A 25,695-nucleotide genomic window follows, 5' to 3' on the forward strand; every position below is an offset into this window, starting at 1 on the left:
AATTATTCTCCGGCAAGAAGCTTTTTCAAGTATGGCAGGAGTTCACTTCTTTTGATAGTAGCCTGAATTTGGTCGGCCTTGAGCCATTCTTCACGATCGGATACCTGATTGGAGACCTCCCGGCCGGCCCGCAAATCTTTCACCGTGATCGTTCCGGAATTGAATTCATCGGAACCGCCGATTACAGCGATTGGTATTTCGATCTTATCCGCATATTTCAATTGCTTGTTTATATTCCGGGTTTCTCCACTGTATAATTCAGCCTTAATGCCGGCTTCGCGGATTTCTCTGACAATGGCCAGGTAATCCTTGATACGGGTCTTATCCATGGTGGTGACGATGACATCGGAGGTCGATTTGCGGGTCTTAATCGCATTCAGCGCGGTCAGGGCCGCCAGCATGCGATCAACACCGAAGGAAGAGCCGGTGGCAGGGACCTTCTGGCCCGAGAATCGATTTACCAGATTGTCATAACGTCCACCCGAAAAGACGGAACCATAATCAGGCAGATCAATCAAAGTAGTTTCATAAACCGGTCCGGTATAATAACCAAGCCCGCGGACGATGGTTATATCGACTTTGGCTTTATCGGAAGGAACATTCATATCTGACAAGTAGGTCTTAATCTCCCGAAGTTCGTCGATGCCTTCGCGCGATATTTCGATATCGCCGAGAAGGTTTTCGACCTCGGCCAGAATATCATTCGTGTTGCCGAGGGCCAGATCAAGAAAATCGGAAATCTGACTGATTTGTTTATCAGTCAGGTTAAGTCCGGGGATTTTATCACCCGATTTGTCGGTTCGCCCGGGGCCAAGCTCAAGAATAACCGCATCCTTGCCCTGCTTTTCCAGCTTATCGACCACACGGAACACGTCGGTCGCTTTGGCTTCGGGAATTCCGGCAAAGTGGGTCAGCCCGTTAATCAGTTTTCGGTTTGAAAACCTGACCATAAAATTCTTGATACCAAGGTGGTCGAGCACCTCGACCATGACGGCAATGATTTCGGCATCGGCCAGCATTGAGGCCGTCCCGACGATATCAAAGTCACACTGCATAAATTCCCGAAAACGCCCGGGGCCCGGTTTATCGACACGCCAGACATTGCCGAATTGATAGCGCCGGAAGGGGAGGGGCAGTTGCGGATTACCGGCGACATATCGCGCCAGCGATACGGTGAATTCGTAGCGAAGCGCCATATTGACTTCTTCCGGGCCGGTAAACCCGAACAATTCTTTTAAATTGTCATCCGTATAATGAGGCCCCAGCAAGGTTTCGGCAAATTCCAGCGAGGCGGTCTGTAATGGCAGGAACCCGTGAAGCTCGTAGATTTCTCTGGTTTTTTCAAGCAGGATCTGGCGGGCGATTTCTTCCTCGGGAGGATAATCTCGAAATCCCTTAAGGACTCTGGGAGTCACTTTATTTACTTTCTCTTTATTAGCCATAATCTTTCCAATTTATGATTTTTTGGCATTAATGAAAGATATTTTTTTCAATTACTTGGTTGACCTCGTTTTAATCCGGCGTACCGCACACCTTATGAAAATCTATACCACAAGCGGATTGAAATGGATTAACAGAAATGAACTAAATAAGAATTATACGAATGAGCTATAATGTAATAATACGCTAATATGAAGTAATACTTCATGTCAATCTTGCGGCTGCTGATGAAACAAGGCGTACTTCTTCATGCGATAGATCAGGACATGACGGGGAATCTCGAGATGCTTGGCGGCCCGGGATTTGTTCCAGGCATATTTCTCAAGAGCATCCAGAATCAATTTCTTTTCAGCCTCACGGTAGGTCAAATCCGAGTTTGAGACATTTGCGCCAATGGGCAGTTTTCCGGAGAATCCGAAGTCTTGAGGCAAATCAGCAGCAGTCAGTCTGTCGGATTTCCGCAAAATGGCCATTCGCTCCATCAGGTTTTCCAATTCACGGATATTACCCGGCCAATTATATGAGAATAATGCCTTCATCAAATCATCGGATAAATCGATTTCGGCTCCGGGGGCAAAGCGTTTCAGAAACTCAGTGGTAAGGATGGGGATATCCTCGGGTCGTTCGCGAAGAGCCGGGACATGAACCGGAATGACATTAAGACGGTAAAATAAATCTTCCCGGAACCGCCCCTTTCCGACAGCGTCCCGCAGGTCGGTGTTGCTGGCGGCAATAATGCGGACATCAATTTCAAGTTTTTTTTCGGAGCCGACCGGCTCCAGGGTACGCTCCTGAATGACCCGAAGCAATTTGGCCTGCAGCTCGATATTCAGTTCACTGATCTCGTCAAGAAGAATGGTTCCACTGTCAGCCAGCTCGAATTTGCCTTTTTTATCTTTGACAGCGCCGGTAAAGGCGCCTTTGGTGTGCCCGAACAGTTCCGACTCGATCAGGTCACGAGGGATGGCGGCGCAATTGACTGCAATAAACTCCTTGTCATGCCGATGGCTCTTATAATGAATTGCCCTGGCAATGATCTCTTTACCGGTCCCGGACTCACCGGAAATAAGAACGGTGGCATCGGTCGGAGCGATTTTATCCACAAGGCCCAGGAGCTCCTTGAAGGGCTTTGAAACGCCGACAATATTTTTAATAAAATCATGGCCTTTAAGCTGCTCCCGCAGAAGCTTGTTTTCATTTTCAAGGTTTTTGAATTTTAATGCCTTCTCGACGGCAACAAGAAGCTGGTCATCATCAAATGGTTTGGTTATATAATCAAAAGCACCAAGTTTGACAGCTTCAACCGCCTGAGAAATTTCGGCAAAAGCGGTGATCAGTATGACCTGCAGTTCCGGCGAGACAATTTTGGCGGCCGCAAGCAAGTCAATACCGCTCATGCCGGGCATTTTCATATCGGTCAGGAGCAGATCAAAATGCCCGCCTGGAATTCTATTCAGGGCCTGCTCTCCGTTTTCAACCGCCGTGACATCATAGCCCTTTTGCTTTAGCTTAAATTGAATCACACGCCGTAGAGCAGCATCATCATCGGCCAATAAGATTTTCGCGCTCATTGTTGTCTCTTATATTTCGGTAATATTATGGATATTGTGGTGCCTTCGCCGGGTCGGCTGGCAACTTTAATATTGCCACCATGTTTTTCGATTATAGACTTAACGACTGCCAGGCCAAGGCCGGTACCGGTGGCTTTGGTGGTGTAGAACGGCTCGAATATTTTTTCGAGCTGCGCCGGCTCGATACCGCGGCCGAAATCGCGAACGCTAAGCACCACTTTTTCATCGCTGCCTTGAGATACTGAAGCCTCAATAATTGACCCGCTTTCGGAAGCTTCAGCGGCATTTAAAAACAAATTCAACAAAAGTTGATGCATCTTCTCATAATCACCGCTGATAAAGACGGCCCCGCCGGGACTTACTTTAATGCTAACACCCTTGTCCCCGAATTGCGCTTCCAGTTGTCTGGCGGCGGTATTGACCAGCGCCGACATGTCCACCTTGTCGAAACGGATTTCTTTGGGGCGCGCAAAATCGAGAAATTCGCCGATGGTCCTGTCCATCCGCTTTATTTCCTTGACGGCGATATCCTTGAATTCGGCCCGGTCCTGAGGAGGCGTGGATTCATCGACCAGAATTTCAACCGCCCCTTTGATCGAAGCCAGCGGATTTTTTATTTCATGGGCGACACCGGCGGCCAGTTGGCCGACCATAGAAAGCTTGTGTGTCCTCTCTAACTGGAGTTGGGCCTGATCATGCTTGCGGCGAATTCGTATTTCGCGGTCGATCAAGGCACCGGCCAGAATCGCTATGGCAAAATAGAAAAATAACTCGACAAATTCGCCGGAAAGATTTCCGGAATGCGCACTGCCGGATAAAATATAGGGAAGAACCAGAATTGATATCGAGGCGGCCGCAATCAGTCCACCTCTGAGCCCAAACCAGGCGGCCGCGACCGCGATCGGTATATAGCAAAACCGGCCATGGATGGCATGAACCCAACTGGAATGACCGAAGATATGTTCCAGAACAAGGCCATAGTGAATGGCCACGGTCAGTCCAATCAGGCCCGACAAGAAAATTATTTTATGTTTTTTTTCAAAGGTCATATTCATTCCGGTTTTCATAAAAGATACAATAAAATATCGTGCCAACTTATTGCTTCGGATCGCCTCGGCATCTTTTATCCTGACCAAGTCTCATCGCCACATTGAATTGGATCGGCCTAAAAGATTAAATCGCTCTTTTTGACTGCTTTACTTAACAATACAGTCGTCAAAAAGTTCTTCAAAATTGAATAATATTCTTCATTACTCAATAATATTCTCGTACGATTATCTTCAATCAAATCTTCGACTATGGTTATATTGTTGTTTTTCATCACGTTACGCCATCGGTACGATTTCGGCACGGTAATTGAAATATATATGACAGGAGAAAATAAAAGAAGATGATAAAGACATTTAAAAATATATCCATCATTTGCGGCCTGATGCTCTCAATCTTCAGTGGATTAGTCCCCGAAGCATTCGCTTCGGAGATTGATAAGGCCCTGGCCGAAGCGGGGCAAATTGAGCAAAGTTTTGATTCGGGAAAATCGGCATCTGATCTTTCAACGCTGGCCGATTACCTTGCCTTCGCCGACGCCAACAGCCCCGCCATCAGGGCGGCCTTTTATAAATGGAAGGGAAATATCGAACAGATCGCGCAAATATCGCTGCCCGATCCCATGCTGATGCACAGCTTCAATCCCAAAAATTTCAATTCAGACGGCCGCATGCCGGAATATATGATTGGGGTCAGTCAGGGTTTCCCCTGGCCGGGGACGATCGGCAGCGGGAAGGATGCGGCTTTTGAACGAGCGCGCGCGGAATTTCAGAAATTCCAGTCGGAAAGATATGCGCTCCATTATATGGTAAAAAAGGGTTTCTACGAATATTACCTGCTGAACCGCGAGATATCAATCGTCCGCGATAACATTTATTTAATTGAGAGCTGGGAAGCGGTTGCCCGCGCCGGGTATACATCGGCCGATAAACCACAATCGGATCTTTTGATGGCCCAGGTCGAATTGGGCAAAATGAAAACCCGCCTGTCGTCTCTTGAAGATAAGATCAATCCTTACAAAGAATATCTGCGGTCATTGGTCTATTTGCCGGATTCGATCAATATTGCAGCCCCGGATACAATCTCGGATGAGATTCTTGATATCGATGAAGGCCGCGTGAAGACTGTGATTCTGCAGGTTAATCCTGACTTGCAGTCAATGTCCTATATGACGGCCATGGAGAGAAACATGGTAAGGCAGGCGGCGAAAATGAACCTGCCCATGTTTAATGTCGGTCTGGATTATAAAAGTGCCGGGGCATCGATGAATCAGGATATGACGCAGGAGCCGCAGCATTCATGGATGGTTAATATCGGTATAAGCATTCCCATCTGGCTGGGTCGAAATAAGGCCCGGAACAATGAGGCCAAAGCTCGATTGATGGAGGCTGAGTACGGCCAACTCGATTTCAAGAGTAAACTCGGGGCGACAATCGATCAAAAGCTTTTTGATCTGAGAGATGCGCGCCGTCAAATAGAGCTTTATCAAAGCGGCCTGATTGCGCTGGCGGAACAATCATTGAACACGGCCTATAAATCATACCAGGCCGGGAGCCTCGAATTTATCAGCGTGATCGATGCCCAGCGGCAGCTTCTGGATTTCATCCTGGACCTGGAACAGGCCCGGGTCGATTATTCCACGACCAGAGCGGAATTAGAGATGCTGATGGGACAGGACATAGACAATTTTAGACTTTAACTATAAGGGGTAAAGACATGAGTAAAATCAAATCATTATTGACAATTCTGGTTGTAATGCTGTTTGCAGTCTCGGCCTATGCGGCCGACGTGACCAAAAAGGCGGAACCCGAAAAGAAAGCGGAACTCCACAACCAAACAAACTGCCCGGTTATGGGTGGGCCGATCGATTCCTCCGCATATACCGACATCCAGGGTCAGCGGGTTTACCATTGCTGCCCGATGTGTTCGGCAAAATTGAAAGCCGATCCCGATAAATATTTCAAGGAAGCGGCTGAGAAGGGGATACTCTTCGAAAATATCCAGACCACCTGTCCTGTCACGGGAGAACCGATCGACAAAGCAGTCTTCACCGACTATGAGGGACGAAGAGTTTATTTTTGCTGCGAGAAGTGTATAGCCGAGTTTGCCAAAAAGCCGGGCGAATATCTGGATAAACTCACTTTATCTGCCAAAACAGACAAAGTTGAAAAGGGACAGCAGGGAGAAGAACAGACCAAAGAAGGGCATATGAATCACTAATTGATTCATGATAATAAAAAGGAAGAGAGAATAGCCATGAATGAAAGCAAGATGACAAATAAAAAATGGTTTTCGTTTATCCCAATCAATGGGCCGGGAATCGTTACACTCATTGTCCTGCTTATCCTGGCATTCTCTCTTGGGGTTTTGATAACAGGCAATGGAAAAGATTCGGCCGACGATAAGGCCGCGGTTCATGAAGATGCAAACCAAACAGACACGTCGGCAACATTATGGACATGCTCGATGCATCCGCAAATCAGGCTGCCGGGTCAGGGTAAATGCCCGATCTGTTTCATGGATTTGATACCGTTAAGAAAAGACCGCGGTGAAGAACTTGGCCCGAGGCAGTTAAAAATGTCGGCCGAATCAATTAAACTGGCGGGAATACAGACGGCACCGGTGATTAAAGGAAGCGCTACGGCGGAAATCAGGCTGGTCGGAAAAATCACGTATGATGAAACAAGGCTGGCCCGGATCACTTCATGGGTGCCGGGACGGCTGGAGCGATTATTTGTCGATTACACCGGACAAAAAGTTAAGAAGGGCGATCCGCTGGTCGAAATATATTCACCGCAACTCATCAGCGCCCAGGAAGAATTTATCCAGTCGGTAAAGACGCTCAAGAAGATAAACGACAGCCGTTCGGTGCTCCACTCGACAGTGCAGGCAACGATTGATGCGGCTCGGGATAAATTAAGACTATTTGGTCTCAATGACGAGCAAATCGGCCATCTTGAAAATAGCGGGGAGACGTCCGATACCATGATGATTTATTCACCTTCGACCGGTATCGTGGTCGGCCTTGAGGCCCGCCAGGGCAACTATGTGGAAACCGGAACGGTGCTTTATCAGATCGCCGACCTGTCGACCGTCTGGGCCATTTTCGACGCCTATGAAAGCGATCTTCCCTGGTTGCAAACCGGACAGTCGGTCGGATTTATATCGACGGCGTTTCCCGGAGAAAAATTTATGGGCAAAATCGACTTCATCGATCCTGTCCTTGACAATATGTCACGCACAGTCAGAGTGCGTGCTTCGGTCGATAACCGCAAAGGATTATTGAAACCCGATATCTTCGTCAGCGGAACGGTGAAATCGTCATCAGTAATGACCAATAAAGAGGCCCTTCTCATTCCGGAGACGGCGCCGCTTATCACCGGCACACGGGCAATCGTTTATGTTCGACTGACCGAAAATGAGGAGCCGATTTATGAAGGCCGGGAAGTGGAATTGGGGGCAAGGGCCGGGAATTATTATGTGGTTAAGTCGGGCCTGGCCGAAGGTGAAATGGTCGTCACCAACGGGGCTTTCAAAATTGACAGTGAATTGCAGCTTCAGGCCAAACCGAGTATGATGAGCCCGGAAGGCGGCGTCGCAATGTCGGGACATGATCATGGGCAGACCGGTAAAGCGATGCCCGGCGGTCAAATGGAAAGAAGTAAAGAAGCCCTGGACAGTCTGACACCATTGTACAACGCTTATTTCGAAATTCAGATGGGCCTGGCCGCTGATGATCTGCCGAAAACAACGGCCGCTTATAAAAAGCTTATCGATATTACAAACGGCGTCGACATGTCGCTCTTCAAAGGAGAGGACCATAAGCGCTGGATGGAATACTCGAAGGACATTATTGATTATGGTAATAAGGGAGTTAAGGCCGGTGATTTGAATGTCTCCAGAGATGCTTTCTATTACTTATCGAAAGTCATGGTCAAGATGCAACAAACCATGGGACATGGCGACAACCGGAATTACTACCTGACTTATTGCCCGATGGCGCGAAATAACGAAGGCGCCTTCTGGCTTCAGACGGTGGATACTGTTTACAATTCATTTTATGGAGCGTCAATGCTTCGCTGCGGCGAGATTCGCGATCATTATCCTGCGATAAAAGAAGACGGCAATAAATAATGAGTACAGACAGAGATTACAATGAGTATCATAAGATGTCGATGCTCGACAGGTATATAAAGTATTGTCTCGACAACAAGCTGGTTGTTTTCCTGCTCGTTCTATCATTCATAACCTGGGGAATTATCGTCGCACCGTTCGACTGGCAGGTCAATATTCTTCCGAGAAGCCCGGTGCCGGTTGATGCCATCCCTGATATCGGTGAAAATCAGCAGATAGTTTTTACCGAATGGCCGGGGCGTTCGCCGCAGGATATCGAGGACCAGATCACCTACCCGCTGACATCATCATTGCTGGGTATTACCGGTGTGAAGACAATTCGCAGTTTTTCCTATTTCGGCTTTTCGACGATCTATTTGATATTCGACGAGAATGTTGAATTCTACTGGTCACGGTCGAGACTGCTGGAGAAACTTAATTCGCTTCCGCCGGGGCTTCTTCCGGGCGACGTTAGCCCTGTTCTTGGCCCTGACGCCACGGCACTCGGCCAGATATTCTGGTATACTCTCGAAGGCCGTGATGAAAAGGGAAGGCCGACCGGCGGCTGGGACCTGCATGAACTCCGGTCGATTCAGGATTGGACCGTCAAATACGCCCTCCAGGCGGCCTCGGGTGTGGCCGAAGTGGCCTCGGTCGGTGGTTATGAAAAAGAATATCAGGTCGATGTCAATCCGGATGCAATGCGTTCATTCGGAATCGGCTTGATGGATATTCAGGAAGCGATAAAGAAATCCAATGTCGATGTCGGCGCCGGCACTTTCGAAATTAATAAAGTCGAGTATGTTATTCGCGGAATCGGAACCATTGAAAAGATATCCGACATCGAGAATATTGCGGTCGGTCAGCGAAACCATGTTCCGATTTTAATCAAGGATATTGCAAACGTCAGTTTCGGCCCGGCCATGCGGCGCGGCGTTTTGGATAAGGGCGGCGCCGAAGTGGTTGGCGGCGTGGTCGTAGTGCGTCATGGCGGAAACCCACTCACTACGATTAAAAATGTTAAGGCAAAAATCGAGGAAATTGCGCCGGGCCTGCCCCGTAAGACCCTGCCCGATGGGACCGTTTCGCAGGTTGCCATCGTTCCCTTTTATGACCGGACGGGTTTGATATATGAGACCCTGGGGACGTTGAATACCGCCCTGGTGGATGAAATTCTGGTGACTATAATTATCGTTATAATGATGGTTATGCATCTGAGAAGCTCCCTGCTGATTTCCGCAATGCTTCCCCTGACCGTACTTCTGGTATTTATTGCCATGAAGTTGTTCAAGGTGGATGCCAATGTCGTGGCGCTCTCCGGAATTGCCATAGCCATCGGGACAATTGTCGATATGGGTGTGGTGGTCATGGAAAATATATTGCGGAATCTGGATGAGGCCCCGCCCGGAGCAGATCGCAAAAAAGTCATTTTCAAGGCTGTCTCCGAGGTGGGCAGTGCCGTCATTACATCCATTTCCACGACGATAGTCTCGTTTCTTCCCGTTTTCACAATGTTCGGGCCCGAGGGTAAACTATTCAAGCCGCTCGCCTTTACCAAGACTTTCGCCCTGCTGGCTTCAGTGATAATCGCGTTGACGATTCTGCCGCCTTTGGCGCATATCGTCCTGACCAAGGGAAAGAAACTCAAAGGATCGAATATTCTGTGGATCGCGGGTCTGATATTTCTTGGAATTGCGGTAATATTATGGTCATTTGTCTGGACGGGAATCATAATAATAGCCGCGGGCTTCTTTTTGATTTTCCGCCGACATTTCCCGGAAAAATATCGTTTAAAATCGCCTGTGATAATAAACTATATTGCGGTAGCCATCGCCGGCGGACTTCTGGCATATCATTGGCTGCCACTCGGTATCCAAAAAGGATTCATTTTAAGTTTTGTTTTTATAGTTTTGCTTCTTGGTGTGATTCTATTCGGATTCTATCTGCTCTACAAAAATTATGAAAGAATTCTTCGCTGGGCATTGGCAAATAAGATTAAATTTCTGGTAATGCCGCTGGTCTTGGTTTTATTTGGTTTATCAGTATGGCTTGGTTTTGATCACATTTTCGGCTTTATGCCCGACTGGGTCCGTTCCAACCGAATCTACACCACCGTCAACCACGTCGTCCCAGGCTTGGGCAAGGAATTTATGCCTGATCTCGATGAAGGTTCATACCTTTATATGCCGACAACGATGCCGCATGCTTCACTGGGTGAAGTCCTTGATGTTTTACAGTTTCAGGACAAAGCCTTCAGTAATATTCCGGAAATTGAATCTGTGGTCGGCAAGCTGGGCAGGGCGGACAGTCCGCTTGATCCGGCGCCGATGTCGATGATAGAAACGATCATCAACTATAAGTCCGAGTACAGGACCGATCGCGACGGGCATATCCTGCAATTCAAGTATGACAGTAAATCCGGGCAATTCGCCCGCGATGAAAACGGGGAACTGGTCCCGGATGAAAACGGACGGCCCTTCCGCCAATGGCGCGATCATATCAAATCACCCGATGATATTTGGGAAGAAATCCTCAAAGCGGGGCAAGTGCCCGGAGCCACCTCGGCGCCGAAGCTGCAGCCGATTGCCGCTCGTATTGTGATGCTGCAATCCGGCATGAGGGCGCCGATGGGCATCAAAGTGAAAGGACCCGATCTTGAGACAATCGAGAAGGTCGGCATTGAAATCGAAAGCTACCTGAAAGAGCTTCCCATGATCGAACCGGCTACGGTTATCGCCGATCGTATTATAGGTAAACCGTACTTCGAAATTGAGATTGACCGTCGGGCAATTGCCCGCTACGGAATCTCCATCCAAGCTGTTCAGGATGTTATAGAGACCGCCATTGGCGGCATGCCCATAACCATGACAATCGAGGGACGTGAGAGATATGCCGTCCGGGTGCGTTATCCCAGAGAACTACGGAACAGTCTCGAATCTCTTGCAAAGGTTCTTGTTACATCACCGGATGGCATGTCTATCCCGCTGACTGAGCTGGCCGAAATTAACTATGTTCGCGGACCGATGGTTATCAAATCGGAAGATACTTTTCCGGTCGGCTATGTCGTATTCGACAAAAAGTCCGACTATGCCGAGGTGGATGTGGTCGAGCAGGCCGGCAAATATTTAAAGGATAAAATATCATCGGGCGAATTTCAAATTCCGGCCGGCGTCAGTTATTCCTTTGCCGGCAGTTATGAGAATCAGGTTCGTTCGGAGAGAACGCTTCGCCTGATTCTTCCGTTGGCATTATTTATAATATTCATGATTCTTTATTTTCAGTTCAAATCGGTTCCGGTTTCGCTTGTGATCTTTTCGGGAATATTTGTGGCCTGGGCGGGGGGATTTATCATGATCTGGCTTTACGGGCAGAGTTGGTTTATGAATTTCAGCCTGTTTGGTGTTGATATGCGAAATCTCTTCCAGATGCATCAGTACAATCTGTCAGTGGCGGTGTGGGTGGGCTTTCTGGCTCTGTTTGGGGTGGCCAGCGATGATGGCGTAATTATATCGACATACATTCAGCAGGTTTTCAAAAAAGAGAAGCCGAAAACTGTTGCAGAAATTCGAGAAGCAGTCGTCATAGCCGGGAAGAGGCGTGTCCGTCCGGCCCTGATGACAGCATCGACAACCATTCTCGCTTTGATTCCGGTGCTGACCTCGACCGGCAAGGGTTCCGATATCATGGTACCAATGGCAATACCTTCGTTTGGCGGGATGACCCTGGTTCTTATCACCATATTTGTGGTCCCGGTTCTTCAAAGCTGGCTGGCCGAGAGAAAAGCCGAGATTTAGGTTGAAACGGAGGCATCGGATTTCCCGCGGTTATTTCAGATTCCCGGTCAATCCCTTCTCGACATCGACCGTTGCATCCTGTTCATTATAGGTCACGTCGAATCCCAATTTTTGAAAGACGGCTATCATGGGGCGGTTATCGGTCGTGGTCTGGGCCACGATTTTTTTCAATTTCCATTTACGGGCGACTTCCATACAGTACTCGGTCAGTTTTTTGCCAAGTTCTTTTTTCTGCCAGGCATCGGTAATCAGGATGGCATATTCAACCGTCTCATGCTCAGGATCGGCGATTAATCTGCCGACGCCGATCAATTTTCGAACACCTTCTTCCAGAATTTCCGCCACGATGGCGATTTCGCGGTCATAATCAATGTAACAGTACCTTATGGCCACATCATGCGAAGCCCACTGGAAAAAATACCTGAATCGGGAATAAATTGTTTCCTTCGAACAGCTCGCCAGCATATCCATCCACTGCGGTTCATCTTCAGGCTTAATGGGCCGCAGGGTAACTTTGGTGCCATCCGGCAATTCAATCACTTTGGTATATTTCTCCGGATACGGTCTCAGGACAAGATGCGCATATTGCTCGGTTTTCTTTCCGACAAGATCCCGGTCGATTATGACGCGAGCATCGAGAGCGATGACATCATCCGGCGTGACCAATAAGGGATTGATGTCGAGCTCTTTGATTTCCGGATAATCGGCGGCGAGATACGATAAACGCACAAGAACCTCAATCAACTTATCAATATTTATCGGGGGACGCCCACGGTATCCCTGCAGCAAAGGCCAAATCTTTAGCGACTTCAGCATGCGTCTGGCAAGCCGCTCATTGAGTGGAGGAAACCCCAAAGTTCTCTCGCCCAATAATTCGGCGCTGATTCCACCCATCCCGACCAGCATGATGGTTCCGAAAACCGGATCGGCCTTGATGCCGGCGATCAACTCGATGCCGTTTTTTGAATCGATCATCGGTTGCACGGTTACGCCGCTTATTATGGCATCGGGCTGTTTTTCTTTTGCCGAGGCATTGATTCTTCGATAGGCCGAGCGCACCATGTCCTCGTTTTCAAGATTGACAGCGACACCGCCGACATCGCTCTTGTGCGTAATATCAGGCGAATTTATTTTAAGCACGACCGGAAATCCCAGACTCCCGGCAATTGCAGCCGCTTCATCTTCCGATCCGGCCGGATGCGGTTTGGCGGTTTTGATGCCATAGGTCTCCACCAGGGCCTTTGAGGATTCCTCGGAAAGAATTTCTCCCTTTGAGAATTCCCGGGCAATAAACTCCTCGCGATTTTTCTCACGATCCAGTCCAAACCGCAGCGGGATCTCTTTGGGCGTTTCATACAGAGCCTCAAGGTTTCGGGCATAGGCAACCAGGGTCATAAAGGCTCGGACCGCCTGCTCGGGTGTCCGGTAAGCAGGCACGCCGCTATCTATAAGTATTTTAATTCCTTCGTTCATGCTCTGGCCGCCCAGCCAGGCCGCCAGAATAGGTTTTGAAGTTGTCTCGGCCAGACTTCCAATCACTTTCGCAGCGGCGGTCGGGTTGGTCATCGCCTGAGGCGTCAGTATAACCAGCATGGCATTAACATCGGGGTCATCGATGACAATCCGGGCCGCCTTCTCGAGTCGCCTGGAATTGGCGTCACCGAGCACATCGACCGGATTGCCGTACGACCACGACGGGGGGAGGCAGGCATCCAGTTTGGCCAGTGTTTCGTCCGATAGCTTCGCCAGCGTTCCATTGGAGGCAATCAGGGCATCGGTGGCCATGACCCCCGGCCCGCCGGCGTTGGTAATGATGCCCAAATGGGCGCCGCGCGGCATCTTTTTGCGGCCGATCAATCCGGCACAATCGAAAATTTCTCCGATATCATAAACCCGGGCGATACCAACCCGCTGGAAGGCGGCATCATAGACATTGTCCTCGGAGGCCATCGCGCCGGTATGTGAAGCGGCCACTTTGGCCGATTCCGGGAATCGACCCGCTTTATAAGCAAGAATCGGCTTCGACCTAGCAAAAGCACGGGCAGCCGTCATAAATCTCCGGGCGCGTGATATCGATTCGATGTACAGCAGGATTGATTCAGTATTTTCATCCTCGCCGAAATAATCGATCAAGTCGCCGAAATTTACATCAATGCTGTTGCCAATTGAAACGAAATTGGAAAAACCGATTTTTTCCTCGATGGCCCAGTCGAGGACCGATGTGCACAGGGCGCCTGATTGAGATATAAAGGCAATATGACCGGCTTTGGGCATACCGGCCGCAAAACTGACATTCAAATTCAGCCGCGGCACGATGATGCCGAGGCAATTGGGTCCGACAATCCTCATACCGTCGAATCGTGCCGCTTCTAATTTAATCTGATCTTCAAGGGCCCGCCCGGCATCGCCGGTTTCTTTAAAACCGGCCGACATAATAATCAAACCCAGAATCCCGGCTTCGCCGCATTGTCTGACAAGCTCGGGGACTCCGGCCGCCGGGGAACATACGACGGCCAGATCGGGTGTTCTCGGAAGACTCTTGACATCCGGGTAACATTGAATTCCCAGGACAGCTTCGCTGTCGGGATTGACGGGATAGACCACACCACGGAAGCCGCCGCCGACCAGATTGCCCAGCACCTTGCCGCCGACACTATTGGGATTAATGGTGACGCCGATCAGGGCGATTCTTTTAGGATTAAAAATCCGGTCCAATGTATGTACAGCCATTTTCGCTCACCTGTAACTAAATAATAAGGTCCATATATTTCATGGAACAAATTATAACCAAAATCCACAAACAAACAAGAGGGAAAATGGGGAAGATAGTAATTAGATGAAAGCAGGGCAAAGTCGCCTGCTAATGGCATCGATAAATGCAATTGAGATCGCCGGGATAATTTCATAAATGAACAATAAACCATCCCGGCTTTTCCGGCAATTTAATCTCGCAGTTAGATTTTAATATGCCAGACAGGACGGCTCGGGCCCTCCGCGATAGAGATAATTAATCAACAAGGTCACGTCCATAAGGTTGATGTCACCCGAACAATCGACATCACCGACGTCTTCGATCGGTTCCGGGGGCGGGCCGCTCTTGTAGAGCATATCGATAAGATATAAAATATCCAGCAAATTCATGTTATCGGATCCATTGACATCACCAAGATTAAGATCAAGAATGGGTCGAAGGGCATCGACGCGGCCGGCGCCATATTCGATATTGGGAAGTGTTAACATTCCCCAGTAAAGATGGCGCTCGGCGCTTTGACGTATCATTTGCTCCATTGCAAGCGCGCCGATATTTTCATTTTGCGCCTTAATCAGAGCACATACGCCCGCCACCATGGGCGCGGCAAAAGAGGTCCCGCTCCATTCTCCCCATTCGAATTCTCCGGCCAGCGAGCTGTATATATTCACTCCCGGGGCGCAGACATCGATATAGTCACCGTAGTTTGAGAAATCGGCCCGGTACTCAAGCGAGTCAATCGCATTCACGGCAATAACTGCGGGATAAGTAGCCGGATAGGTCGGCAATATGGTGCTGTTATTGCCTGCGGCCGCGACCAGCGAAATTCCTGCGGCAACTGCATCACTGACCGCTTCCTGGACAACCGGATTCGAAGAATAGTTGCCGAAACTCATATTGATTACATCAACCGCTTCATCAATGGCGTAATGAATGGCATCCGCCACTACAAAGCTGTTGCTGTATCCATTTTCGTCGAAAGCTCTTATAGGTAGTAACAGGCAGTCGGGAGCGATGCGTTTTATGACACCGCATATAAATGTACCGTGACCATATAAAGAACCTTCAACTTCAGAAGGATCAAAATCGCCATTGATATAATCAATTCCGGTCCCCGCAAATGATGCCTCGAACAATGGGTGAGTAAATACCACACCATTATCTATAACTGCAATGATGACGCCTTCACCATCTTCCAATAAATTAGCCGTGTCGCTGTTAATCGTGTATGGACTGCTTGAAGTGAAGTAGTTCGGGGGACTGTAGCCGAATTCCAAAGGCGGACGTGAATCATCCGGAAAAGACTGGCTGACATGAAAGACTTCCGGAAAACCCATCATAAAATTCGGCTGGACAAAAATTACGCCCGGTCTGGCAACGATGGAATCAATCAGCTGTTCGATCAAATAACCGCTCGGAAATGATACCAGATAGATATTCTGGGATACCAGAGTATCATTGGTGATACCCTGAAAATCGGCCAGAATCGGTTCGATGGGAAAACCTTCCTCAAGCTTGACGATAACCTCATACTGATGATAAAATTCCGCACGCAGTGAAATATAATTACTGTAAATACAGCCGTCGACCCCGGTACAGCCTAAATCACAATCCCCATCAATTGTCCCGGAAATGCAGACGGTGTCATAAAAAGTAAAGATACCCGGATTATCAAGGGCCAGGACAACAGAATCACCAAGCGGGACAAAAACCACGCAGTCGGGGCCAGCCATAATTATACCGCACTGGTTATAGGGCACCCCCCCATCGCTCCACAAATATATGGAGTTCCCCGCAATACATCCACTTGCCGCTATACAGCCGGAATCGCAAGTGCTTATTAATATTCCCGCAACACAGACGGTATCGCCGATACCGAAACCGCCATAATTAGCAAGATAATAGTAGGCATTGGGGGACATAAGAGGTTCAAAAAGCAGACAGCCGGAAACCTCGGTCAGGATTCCACAGTCATTGAAGGGTGAATTCGGCGGTGACCATAAATTTATTGTATTACCGGCCAGCCAGCCGGTAGCCTCGGGGCATTCGGGAGGCGGTTCAGTAAACAGATTTCCTGAAACACAGACGGTATCATAGGGGGCAAACGGCCCGTAATTTTCCAGGGCCAGAAAAAAAGTGTCACTGACGATCGGCCCGGACATGGGTGCGAACAGAACACAATTTGCCGAAGGAATCAGCACACCGCAACTACCGTAAAGGGTGTCGGGTGGGGACTGCGGGATAATGGAGTCAACACTGATGCAGGCAGAAGCGCCCATGCATGAAGTATCGCAGGGGATTTCAAAGACGCCATAAATGCAGGCCCAATCTCCGGTGCCCATTCCGGCCGTCGAGTCGATAATATAGAAATCGCCGTTCCCGTTTAGCACAAGGACCGCACAACCGCTGTCGGCAATTATCAGGCCACATCCATAGAAGGAATCGCCTTGAGCGTCTGCTGCGGCCACCGACAACAAAATCAAGATAATGGCCAAAGTGGCGATTTTTCCAAATAATCTAATGTGCATATTCATAATTTGCTCCCTTTATAATCCCAGCAGGATAAACGATCCCCAGTGGGCCGGATTATCGACCAGTTTAATTGTGGCGTCGACCGCATCACGATATGCCCGGGAAATTTCTTTATTTTCCCGGAGCGATTTATAAAAACTAATCATAAATAGCATGCTCACTCTGTCCGATACCGGCCAGATTGAGGCCAGAACATACCGCGTCCCGGCCTGATAAAACACTTTGGCAAGACTATAGGAATCTCCATAGTATAATCCCGGAGCGGCGGTATGACAGCCGGAGAGAGTCACCAGAAAGGGTTTCAGGCCCATTCCGTACAGATCAAACGGAAAAAACGGCCCATCATCTAAAAGAATTTTCGAGAAAAGGGGATTTTCGGAGGACCTTGAGGCATGCGCCGCTATATGCAAAAATCCGGAGGTTTTTTCAACCTCGGCGAGAAGATTTTTTCTGCTTGCCGCGGAACCCATATATACCTTTGACTTATCGAATATCGCGCCAATTTCGCGGGCCTCGATATCTATCGAGGACAGCCTGGCACCCCCGGCGGCAAAAACTGAATTACTTCCGGCCCTGAAGCCCGAAATGTGTCGGTTTCTTCTTAAAAGATCAGAGGGATCGGAAATCAGATGTATATTGCGACTGTCCCTCAGATAACAGCCGGCTTTATTTTTCAGAGCCGGGAAGGGGACCTGAAAATATTCGCCTTCCAATAATATGATTAGATCCCGGCCTTCAATCAGACCCTCTGTCGGCGCTATGATAAAGTTATATATTTTTTCCAGTAGATGATTTATATCATGAGTCGCCCTTTCGCCGTCACTCGTTCCAAATATCGATCGCTCGCAGATAAATGAAAGCTTATTAATATTCATTCGCAATTCATCCGGGTTGACCAAAAACTCGACATATTTTTGATCCTGATTGGTCATGCAAAAGACGCCGGCTTTATTGCCGAGAATAAGAAAATCCAGAAAGGCCTCATTATTTTTAATCTGCATAACCGAGGCGGATGACGCCCATGCTGTGGTGATCAAGGCCTCGGTATTAATTCCGGAAATATTTCTGATTTTACGCTCAATCGACCAAAGCTTTTGTTCAATGGCGAACACCTTATCACCGGATGTTATATCGCGATGTCCGGCGCCCGGTGTATTTTTTTCAGGGCCACTCTGAGTGAATCCCGCTCCTTGATCAGACCTGCCGGTATTTTCTGCTGCCACCCGGTTATATGAGCCGACCGGGAGTTGGCTATTCGAAGCGCCCGTAGATTATTCAAGAAGGATGCATTAATACGACCCAGGTTCAGATAACATTGAACGATCATTTTATAGATATGATATTTATCGGCGATGTAGAAGAATCTCAGTTCATCGAGATGCATGCTCAAAAGATTTTTCTCGATAAGAGTTACTGACTTTTTTAGCCAGCGCAGTGCGGCCGAATATTCTTTCCTTTGAAAATAACAATGGCCCGCCAGAAAGTACAGATTTTGTCTTTGCGTACCTGGCAGCTTCGATTTCAATAAATTGAGAGCAGCCCTCAGCGCGTAACCGGGTTTACCTGATTGTAAAGCAATCTCAGCACGAAAGATGGCGGCCTCATTGGCACGATATTTATCTCCACTGCTTTGAAATTGCTTTTTTGATAATGAGGATAATTTGACGGCTTGTTTAAAGTCGCCGGCGGCGGCATATAATCGGCTTTTTTCATGGTTCACCATGGCCAGCCAGAGGCGATTTTTTTCCTGCCTGAAATATTGTTCCGCGCGGGCAAGTTCCAGTTCCGCCTTTTTGTAATCGCGGTGATGAAGAGCCGCTCCGGCAATAAAATAGTGGGCCTTGGCCTGCTCGTATTTCATTCCCATGCCGCCGGCCTTGTCGATAATACTCTCGGCCGCGTAGACCGCATTTGAAAAGAGATTCAATTCGATATTAAGTTCCACCAGGTCAAGCTGGGCGATTACGGCGGTGCGATGATCGCCCAGACCGGCGAGGCGATCGATGGTTTTTTCAAGAACATTAAAGGCCTCGGTGTAATGGCCCTCCCAATAATCCATAATGGCCCGAGAATAGTCGATCTGACACAGAGCAATATGGTTACCTGCCAGGGAATAAATTTTTTCGGCCTTTCGGTACAATTTCCGGGCGGCGTCCAGCTCGTTAAGAACCGAATAAATGTTGGCCCGGTTGAACTCGATAATCGCCAGGGGGATTCCGCCTGACTTACGAAAGATCACTTCGGCGCGGTTATAATACTGAAGAGCCAATCTTATTTTGTCCATTCGATGATAAATATTGCCGATATTATTCAATATCTGGCCCGCATCAGTTTTCATGGCCGAATGCTGAAAGTATTTCAACGCCGACCGACCGGCCGCAAGCGCCTCATCGTAACGTCCCAGGTACATGTACACATTCATCAGCCCTTTTCTTAGCCGGGCATTGGCCGCAAAATCACGAAACTTTTTATTTATGGCCAGAGCCTGTTCATATTTCAGGGCCGCTTCCTGATTATTGCCGGTAAATTGAAAATAACGAGCCTGGAGAGCCAGCATTCGCCCTTCATAATGGGGGGGAAGATGCTTAAGGATTGCTTTTGTCCTGGCCAGATATTTGCCCGCGTTGACCAGATCGGTTCTTATCAGATTATTAAAAGACGAATTAAGAGCCTCGAAGAAAGCTTCGGTGCTGCCGTTGAATCGCCTCTCGATAAAATTACTTATCGCTCTTTGGCCGCGAAGTCCGATTATGTCGTCATATTTCAGCATAGATCGATATCTACTATTCCCGTCAGTTTTCCTTCCAACAGAATATTCAGCCGGTATTTCATCGCAGGAATTTTAGTGAAGGCGAACATCTGGAGTTCATCAGTTTCGGCTGTAAATCTCTGATCTTTCCCGATTAGTTCAATCATATAGTTCTTCTTTTCCGACCCATTATCAATCTGCCCAATTATTTCAAAAGAGTAGAGTGTCATAGGATTCAAGGACAACTCGACTTCCATATCATTAAATTTATAGCGCAGGCGTCGGGCGCTGGTCAATGAAGGCCGGACACCTTCAGGTAATGGAAATGTTTTAGAATCATATATTGGCAGACCCAATAGCTCCCGGTTATTTTTTGAAGCGCCATGATATTGACGAAACATATTAAGCGACATCTGTTTGAGCGCAGGCGCCAGATCACCCAGGTGGCCCGGAACGCCCTGATCGTGCAATGCTTTGATCGTTTCAAACATTTCCCTGAACTCCCTGCTGGAATTCAACAGACTTTCGACCTTCCTGTGGTCTTCTTTTTTCAACTGCGATTTCAGATATGCTGAAATCAAATCTATGTGCTTTTCTGATTCATCCATGCTTTTATCCATCTGTAATCTTTTGTTATCATTACTCCGCTTTTATTGAAAATCATCTATCTCTTTAAGCATTTTATGCAATTTAGTAAGTCCTCTGGCTCTGGTCGGCCCTATTGACGAAACCGGCATCTCAAGCCTGTCGGCAATTTCTTTGTAGGAAGAATCGCTTTCATCCAGGTACAACGCTTTAAGCAGCTGATATTCGCGGTCGGGAAGCCGCATCATTGCGCGGGTTAAGACTTCGAGCCGCCTGGAATAGGCATAAACCTCATCGGGGGTGGGTGGCTTGAAATCATATAATGTCTTGCACACCTGCTCGACCGCCTTTTCGTCAAGTTTCGTCCGGCGATAAATATTGATCGATTCTCTGGCGGCAATGGTGCCGACATAATTTAGCAATTTGCCGGCGGACTTAATATTCTTCAGGTTCTTCAGTAAATTATATGACACCTGTCCGAAAACATCGCAGCTTTCTTCGCGAGAGAGACGATGTTTTTGGCATACCGATAGAATTATTGGACTAATACAGTCCATTAGTTCACACCAGGAGCTTTCGTCTCCTTCGACACACTTCTTAAGTAATTCTGTTAGTGACAACCCTGTCAAATACCCGGCAAATAGTTAATAGCTTTATAGAAATTTACGCCCGACATTCAGCCCAAGTTGCACAGCATTTGCTTTAATCCCGTATGGCGGTGAGGCATGAAGGGTTAGCGCCTCCTTTGCTAAGAGTAATTTAATCCAATTTCTGCCTTCAGCAAAGTAAATTTGCCCAAGGCTGTGTCTCCTTATAATATTGAACTCTCATCTCGTTTTCTACATTATGCATTGAAGATGAGCCCGGTCGGACTCATCTTCAATGGTTTTGAGACCGCGGCTTCCGTTTTGCCCGGAAAGCAGCGGTGCTCGTTTTATTTGGTCAAGGTCATTTTGCGGGTGACCGCCCCCCGGTCTGTCGCAAGCCGGTAGAAGTATATGCCCGACGCCCGGCTGGAGCCGTTCCAGATGATCTCGTGTTCCCCCTGCATCACTTCACCCTTTATCAGCGTTTCCACCTCCTGGCCCAAAATATTATAAACCTTCAGCGTGACCGGTGTCGCCACCGGTAAAGAGATTGAAATAGTGGTGGCAGGATTGAAAGGATTGGGGTAATTGGTCACCTTGACATCGCCCATAATCATAACGGAATCGGCCGGTCCGCCGCCGCAGTAGTTAATAGTATTGTTGATGATCTGCATATAGACTTCAGGACACTCCGGATACAGATCCAGCGGAACAACTTCGCCGCTGACATGGACAGTATCGCCAATGGCAAAACTCCCGTAATTCTCAAGAAGGAATCCAAATACATATATAAAGCTGTCGTAAACCATCGGCGCCAGATAGACGCAATTTGAATCGCCCATAAGTATTCCGCATAGGGACAGCGTGTCGCCACCCGGATCAGTATTGCAGGCCGTAATGAAATTACTATATAGACAAGGATAGGGGATATTGTAACAATCACAGCCATTCATCGGGTCCAGCATCACCAGCCCTTCAACAAAAACCGAATCGCCTATCGTGAATCCGCCGTAGTCAGTCAGCAGGGCTTTAGTGAACATATTATCATCGGGATAGAAGAAGACGCATCCGGTGTCATCGACCAGAATCCCGCATCCGGTATAGTTGAATGAATCGGGCGGCTGACTGCCGCAGGGGCCGATCGTGAAATTATTCAAACATGGATGCATCGTGCCCAAACATTCGCAGCCGTTGAGCAGATCAAGAATTCCTTCGACCATAACCGTATCGCCGACAATATAACCGCCGTAGTTTGTCAGAAGAAGGGGTGGCAACAGGCCGCCAATCGGCATATACTTGACACATCCCGAATCTTCGAAGAGGAATCCACAGCCGCCATAGAAAACGGTATCCGGCGGAATAGAACATGATTCAATCGTATTATTGAAAACGCAGCCCAAAGCCCCGGGACAGGCCGTTGAACAGCCGATTTGCAGGCTACCATTGACCAGAACGGTGTCGCCGGCCGAAAACCCGCCGTAATTATCAAGCGTAAACAGCCAGGCTGCAAAAGGATCAAAATAATAAATGCTGTCGGCGGTCCATGGCTGGAACAAAAGGCAGTTGTTAGTCTGAATCAAAACTCCGCAGGCTTCATATGGATCCGGCGGGATATCGAAACATCCGCGAATACTGTCATTATGCAGGCAGATATCATAACCGTAAATACAGTTGCTGAAGCAGTTAAATTCGACCATGCCTACGACAAAAACAGAATCGTAGATGCCATATCCGCCATAATTATCAAGAATGGCCGGCGGGAAAGAGTAATCAAACGGGTGGAATCTTACACAGCCCGAATCATCGAGCAGCATGCCGCATCCTACATAAAACAGCGTATCGGACGGGGTATTGCCGCAATACTCGATTGTATGATTTACAATAAAAGGCATGGTCTGAAGCGAACAGGCATCCGTGAACCCGTCGATAAACCCGGCCACGAAGACAGTATCACCCACACCAAAAGCGCCGTAGTTCTGCAAAATATAAGGATGGTATATATCATTCAGGGGCGCAAAGGCAAGACAGTTGTCAAACGGCATCAGGAAACCGCAGCCTTCGAATGGTATTGGAGGCGGCGAACCGCCGCAGGTGTCGATAATATTATCAACGATACATCCGGCAATCGGAACGCCGCAATATATTTCGCAGCCAAGCATCAGCAGACCCTCAACATAGACCGTGTCGCCATCGCCGAAGCCATCGTAATTTTGAATATGAAACAGGCCGGAATCAGTTGCAGGGAAGCCCATCGGCCCAAACAGCATGCAGTTGGAATTCTGATAAAGGATGCCGCATGTGGCAATATAGTCGGGCGGAGTCCCGCAGAAATCAATCAGGTTGTCGAAAAGACATCCATCCTCCTGCATACAAAAACTCACGCAGTTCATATCAAGAAGCCCGCTTACGTGAACCGTATCCCAGACTCCAAATGAGCCAATATTTCCAAGTAAAAGTAAAAGACTGTCGCCTTCTATTGAAGCAAAAAGAACACATTCAACTCCCTGAAAAAGGACGCCGCAGGCTTCAAACGGACGCGGTGGAAGACTGTCGCAATAATCGATGCTATTTGTCGCCAGTCGGCCGGTCGCTTCAGGGCAGATGTTTTCAACGTCAGTAAACAGAGTGCCGCTCACAAAAACCGAATCGCCCGCCTGAAATGAGCCATAATTATCCAGAACCAAAAGCATCGACCAGGAAGTATCCGGGGGATAAAACGGACCATCATTCCCGTAATACATGGCGAATAAGAGGCAGTTTTGTGTCGGAACCAGAACGCCACAACCTGAAAAAGGCATTCCCGGCGATCCTGATCCGGTGACCACAATTGTGTCGCAGTCGAAATCTTCGGCATCGCCGCTTCGGGCGGTGACACAAACCGCCAGCGAGCCTTCAAAAGGCGGCACCGGAAACTGGCAGTCACTGATAAACGAATCCCCCGGGCCGAGCCAGATCGGAACCGGCGGGATAACATAAGAGGTATCGATTGTATTTGAAAAATTCATGGTGACGGTAAAATCGAGATAGACCATTACAGCTATTTCGCCGCAGTTGGTCAATTCAAAATGGCTGCCGGCCATGCTTGAACTTCCCGGATTCTCAAAAAAGACCGTATCGGTGAGTTCTATATCGACATCAACACAACCCGCGGCGCTTGTGCTGAGATAATTGACGCCTTCGGACTGCCCATTATATGGAGTCGAAAGGGCCTCAAACATGCCGCCAAGAGCCTGTTGAATCTCATTGCCGATTTTCATAGCATCTCCATTTTGGGAGATATCAGCGGCCGGAGAATTCTGTACCAGACAGATCAGGAACAGAAAAACACCAGCGAATAATCCTGCCTTTTTCATATAAGACCTCCGTTTCCTTAGTTTCGCTCTAATGGGGAATGCGGTTATCCTGGGATAACCGCGCCCCGGGCCGTAAAGCTATTAACCATCTATTATTATGACGATTAAGGGGTCACTAAAAATACCGCCACAAAGGTGATTTAATAATATTACGACTGGCAGGACCAATCTCAATATGTGCCATATTAACCTGACACATGAATTGATACAGCGTAACTTATTGTATATATAGCAGTAAGAAACAATTAGACGGTTAATGCCAGGGGATATCATTCAGATATATATATGCTTTTGATAAGTATAAAAAAGACCCGCCGAAATTTCCGGCAGGTCTTCATATTTAATACTGGGGGAGAGACTTGAACTCTCGACCCTCAGATCCACAATCTGATGCTCTAACCAACTGAGCTACCCCAGCATACTTTTAAGCAAACAATCTTATTCAAAAATCGGTCGATTGTCAAGAAATTTAACAAGTTCGGCGGCGCGAAGTTCCTTTATGGGGAAATCTCCTGTTTGATCATGTTGAGAAGCTGATAACCCTCGGCCAGTTTGGGATTTATTCGGACACCTTCACGGACATAGTAATAAGCCGAATCATACTGTTTCATAAGCCGGAACATATTGCCGGCCTCAATATAGGCCAGACCGTCATCGGGAAATAAACGAATGGCATCTTCATAAACACGCAGTGCCATGGATAATGAGTCCAGTTTGAAATATGCCGTCCCGATATTATGATAGGTTTCCTTGCGCGACGGATCCAGCTTGAGCGCCTTCAGAAAGTGGGGCAGACCATAATCGGGGCGACCTCGATTGGTCCAGATGGTACCGGCCATCAAATGCAGTTCGGCGAAGTTGCTATCCAGCTCGAGCCCTTTGTAAATCGACCGCAGAGCGTCATCCTCCCGCCCCAGATCCAGTTCGGCTTTGGCAATCTTATTATAAACCCGGGCATTTCGGCCCTGATCATTGATCTTATTAAGCAACTCAAGGACCTTTTCATTATCCTTGGCTTCAAAACGATAATAATAAACCAGCAGCTCATAGCCGTATCCGCGCCCTTTTTCACTGAGAGTGGTCTTCCCCTAAAAAAATGGACACATAGTTAAGATAGGGTAGCCGCCCGTTCGAAGTCAACTGGATTTTTAAAACCCAGGCTCGAATGACGGCGT

General features: G+C 48.1%; 15 protein-coding genes and 1 tRNA gene. 4 read left to right on the forward strand and 12 right to left on the reverse strand.

All coding sequences use genetic code 11. From position 1 onward, the window contains the following. Window positions 1-2: 2 nt before the first annotated feature. The 3 genes from hisS to CVT49_06445 form a co-directional block, all read right to left on the reverse strand. The gene (gene hisS, locus CVT49_06435; GenBank protein ID PKK83882.1) at window positions 3-1,442 is read right to left on the reverse strand and encodes a histidine--tRNA ligase; all 1,440 of its coding nucleotides are present in this window, start codon (window positions 1,440-1,442) and stop codon (window positions 3-5) included. A gap of 207 nt (window positions 1,443-1,649) precedes the next feature. Next, window positions 1,650-3,011, reverse strand: coding sequence for a DNA-binding response regulator (locus CVT49_06440; GenBank protein PKK83883.1), 1,362 nt, complete (start codon window positions 3,009-3,011; stop codon window positions 1,650-1,652). Then, window positions 3,008-4,147 carry a hypothetical protein gene (locus CVT49_06445; GenBank protein PKK83884.1) on the reverse strand — a complete coding sequence of 380 codons (1,140 nt, stop codon included), beginning with the start codon at window positions 4,145-4,147 and terminating at the stop codon, window positions 3,008-3,010. Before CVT49_06445 ends, CVT49_06440 begins: the two co-directional genes overlap by 4 nt. Before the next feature lie 254 nt (window positions 4,148-4,401). Here CVT49_06445 and CVT49_06450 point away from each other — a divergent pair, with 254 nt between their 5' ends. Genes CVT49_06450 through CVT49_06465 form a run of 4 tightly spaced genes read left to right on the forward strand, consistent with a single transcriptional unit; the run spans window position 4,402 to window position 11,965 of the window. Further along, the gene (locus CVT49_06450) at window positions 4,402-5,757 is read left to right on the forward strand and encodes a hypothetical protein (protein PKK83885.1); all 1,356 of its coding nucleotides are present in this window, start codon (window positions 4,402-4,404) and stop codon (window positions 5,755-5,757) included. A 17-nt stretch (window positions 5,758-5,774) separates the two neighbouring features. Continuing rightward, a complete protein-coding gene (locus tag CVT49_06455) occupies window positions 5,775-6,278 on the forward strand; it encodes a hypothetical protein (GenBank protein ID PKK83886.1) in 504 nt (167 codons plus the stop codon). After that, window positions 6,279-8,192 carry a hypothetical protein gene (locus CVT49_06460; GenBank protein ID PKK83887.1) on the forward strand — a complete coding sequence of 638 codons (1,914 nt, stop codon included), beginning with the start codon at window positions 6,279-6,281 and terminating at the stop codon, window positions 8,190-8,192. It abuts the gene before it with no gap. Next, on the forward strand, window positions 8,192-11,965 hold the full coding sequence (locus CVT49_06465) for an acriflavine resistance protein B (GenBank protein PKK83888.1): 3,774 nt from the start codon (window positions 8,192-8,194) through the stop codon (window positions 11,963-11,965). Before CVT49_06460 ends, CVT49_06465 begins: the two co-directional genes overlap by 1 nt. A 30-nt stretch (window positions 11,966-11,995) precedes the next feature. Here CVT49_06465 and CVT49_06470 read toward each other — a convergent pair whose 3' ends face one another. The 9 genes from CVT49_06470 to CVT49_06510 all read right to left on the reverse strand — a co-directional run bounded on the left by CVT49_06470 (window position 11,996) and on the right by CVT49_06510 (window position 25,509). Further along, the gene (locus tag CVT49_06470; GenBank protein ID PKK83889.1) at window positions 11,996-14,695 is read right to left on the reverse strand and encodes a GNAT family N-acetyltransferase; all 2,700 of its coding nucleotides are present in this window, start codon (window positions 14,693-14,695) and stop codon (window positions 11,996-11,998) included. A 231-nt stretch (window positions 14,696-14,926) separates the two neighbouring features. Next, window positions 14,927-17,248 (reverse strand): hypothetical protein, encoded by a 2,322-nt coding sequence (locus tag CVT49_06475; protein PKK83890.1) that lies wholly within the window; start codon window positions 17,246-17,248, stop codon window positions 14,927-14,929. 12 nt (window positions 17,249-17,260) lie between these two features. Continuing rightward, window positions 17,261-18,358, reverse strand: a complete 1,098-nt coding sequence (locus CVT49_06480) for a hypothetical protein (protein ID PKK83891.1) — start codon at window positions 18,356-18,358, stop codon at window positions 17,261-17,263. A 14-nt stretch (window positions 18,359-18,372) separates the two neighbouring features. Then, entirely contained in the window at window positions 18,373-20,016 is a 1,644-nt protein-coding gene (locus tag CVT49_06485) for a hypothetical protein (GenBank protein PKK83892.1), read from the reverse strand. Beyond that, on the reverse strand, window positions 20,010-20,615 hold the full coding sequence (locus CVT49_06490; protein PKK83893.1) for a hypothetical protein: 606 nt from the start codon (window positions 20,613-20,615) through the stop codon (window positions 20,010-20,012). Before CVT49_06490 ends, CVT49_06485 begins: the two co-directional genes overlap by 7 nt. Window positions 20,616-20,645: 30 nt before the next feature. Next, the gene (locus CVT49_06495) at window positions 20,646-21,137 is read right to left on the reverse strand and encodes a hypothetical protein (protein ID PKK83894.1); all 492 of its coding nucleotides are present in this window, start codon (window positions 21,135-21,137) and stop codon (window positions 20,646-20,648) included. Window positions 21,138-21,514: 377 nt separating this feature from the next. Next, entirely contained in the window at window positions 21,515-24,520 is a 3,006-nt protein-coding gene (locus CVT49_06500; protein PKK83895.1) for a hypothetical protein, read from the reverse strand. Between the two features lie 344 nt (window positions 24,521-24,864). Further along, a tRNA-His gene (locus CVT49_06505) sits at window positions 24,865-24,938 on the reverse strand. A gap of 79 nt (window positions 24,939-25,017) precedes the next feature. Next, entirely contained in the window at window positions 25,018-25,509 is a 492-nt protein-coding gene (locus tag CVT49_06510) for a hypothetical protein (protein PKK83896.1), read from the reverse strand. Between the last annotated feature and the right edge of the window lie 186 nt (window positions 25,510-25,695).

It is taken from the genome of candidate division Zixibacteria bacterium HGW-Zixibacteria-1 (genome assembly GCA_002838945.1).
Taxonomy (GTDB): Bacteria; Zixibacteria; MSB-5A5; order GN15; family PGXB01; genus PGXB01.

Coding starts and splice junctions, on each gene's coding strand:
- CVT49_06465 (PKK83888.1), top strand. CDS start 8,192: ATGAGTACAGACAGAGATTACAATGAGTATCATAAGATGTCGATGCTC.
- hisS (PKK83882.1), bottom strand. CDS start 1,442: ATGGCTAATAAAGAGAAAGTAAATAAAGTGACTCCCAGAGTCCTTAAG.
- CVT49_06475 (PKK83890.1), bottom strand. CDS start 17,248: ATGAATATGCACATTAGATTATTTGGAAAAATCGCCACTTTGGCCATT.
- CVT49_06440 (PKK83883.1), bottom strand. CDS start 3,011: ATGAGCGCGAAAATCTTATTGGCCGATGATGATGCTGCTCTACGGCGT.
- CVT49_06450 (PKK83885.1), top strand. CDS start 4,402: ATGATAAAGACATTTAAAAATATATCCATCATTTGCGGCCTGATGCTC.
- CVT49_06500 (PKK83895.1), bottom strand. CDS start 24,520: ATGAAAAAGGCAGGATTATTCGCTGGTGTTTTTCTGTTCCTGATCTGT.
- CVT49_06495 (PKK83894.1), bottom strand. CDS start 21,137: ATGGACTGTATTAGTCCAATAATTCTATCGGTATGCCAAAAACATCGT.
- CVT49_06470 (PKK83889.1), bottom strand. CDS start 14,695: ATGGCTGTACATACATTGGACCGGATTTTTAATCCTAAAAGAATCGCC.
- CVT49_06455 (PKK83886.1), top strand. CDS start 5,775: ATGAGTAAAATCAAATCATTATTGACAATTCTGGTTGTAATGCTGTTT.
- CVT49_06485 (PKK83892.1), bottom strand. CDS start 20,016: ATGCTGAAATATGACGACATAATCGGACTTCGCGGCCAAAGAGCGATA.
- CVT49_06490 (PKK83893.1), bottom strand. CDS start 20,615: ATGGATAAAAGCATGGATGAATCAGAAAAGCACATAGATTTGATTTCA.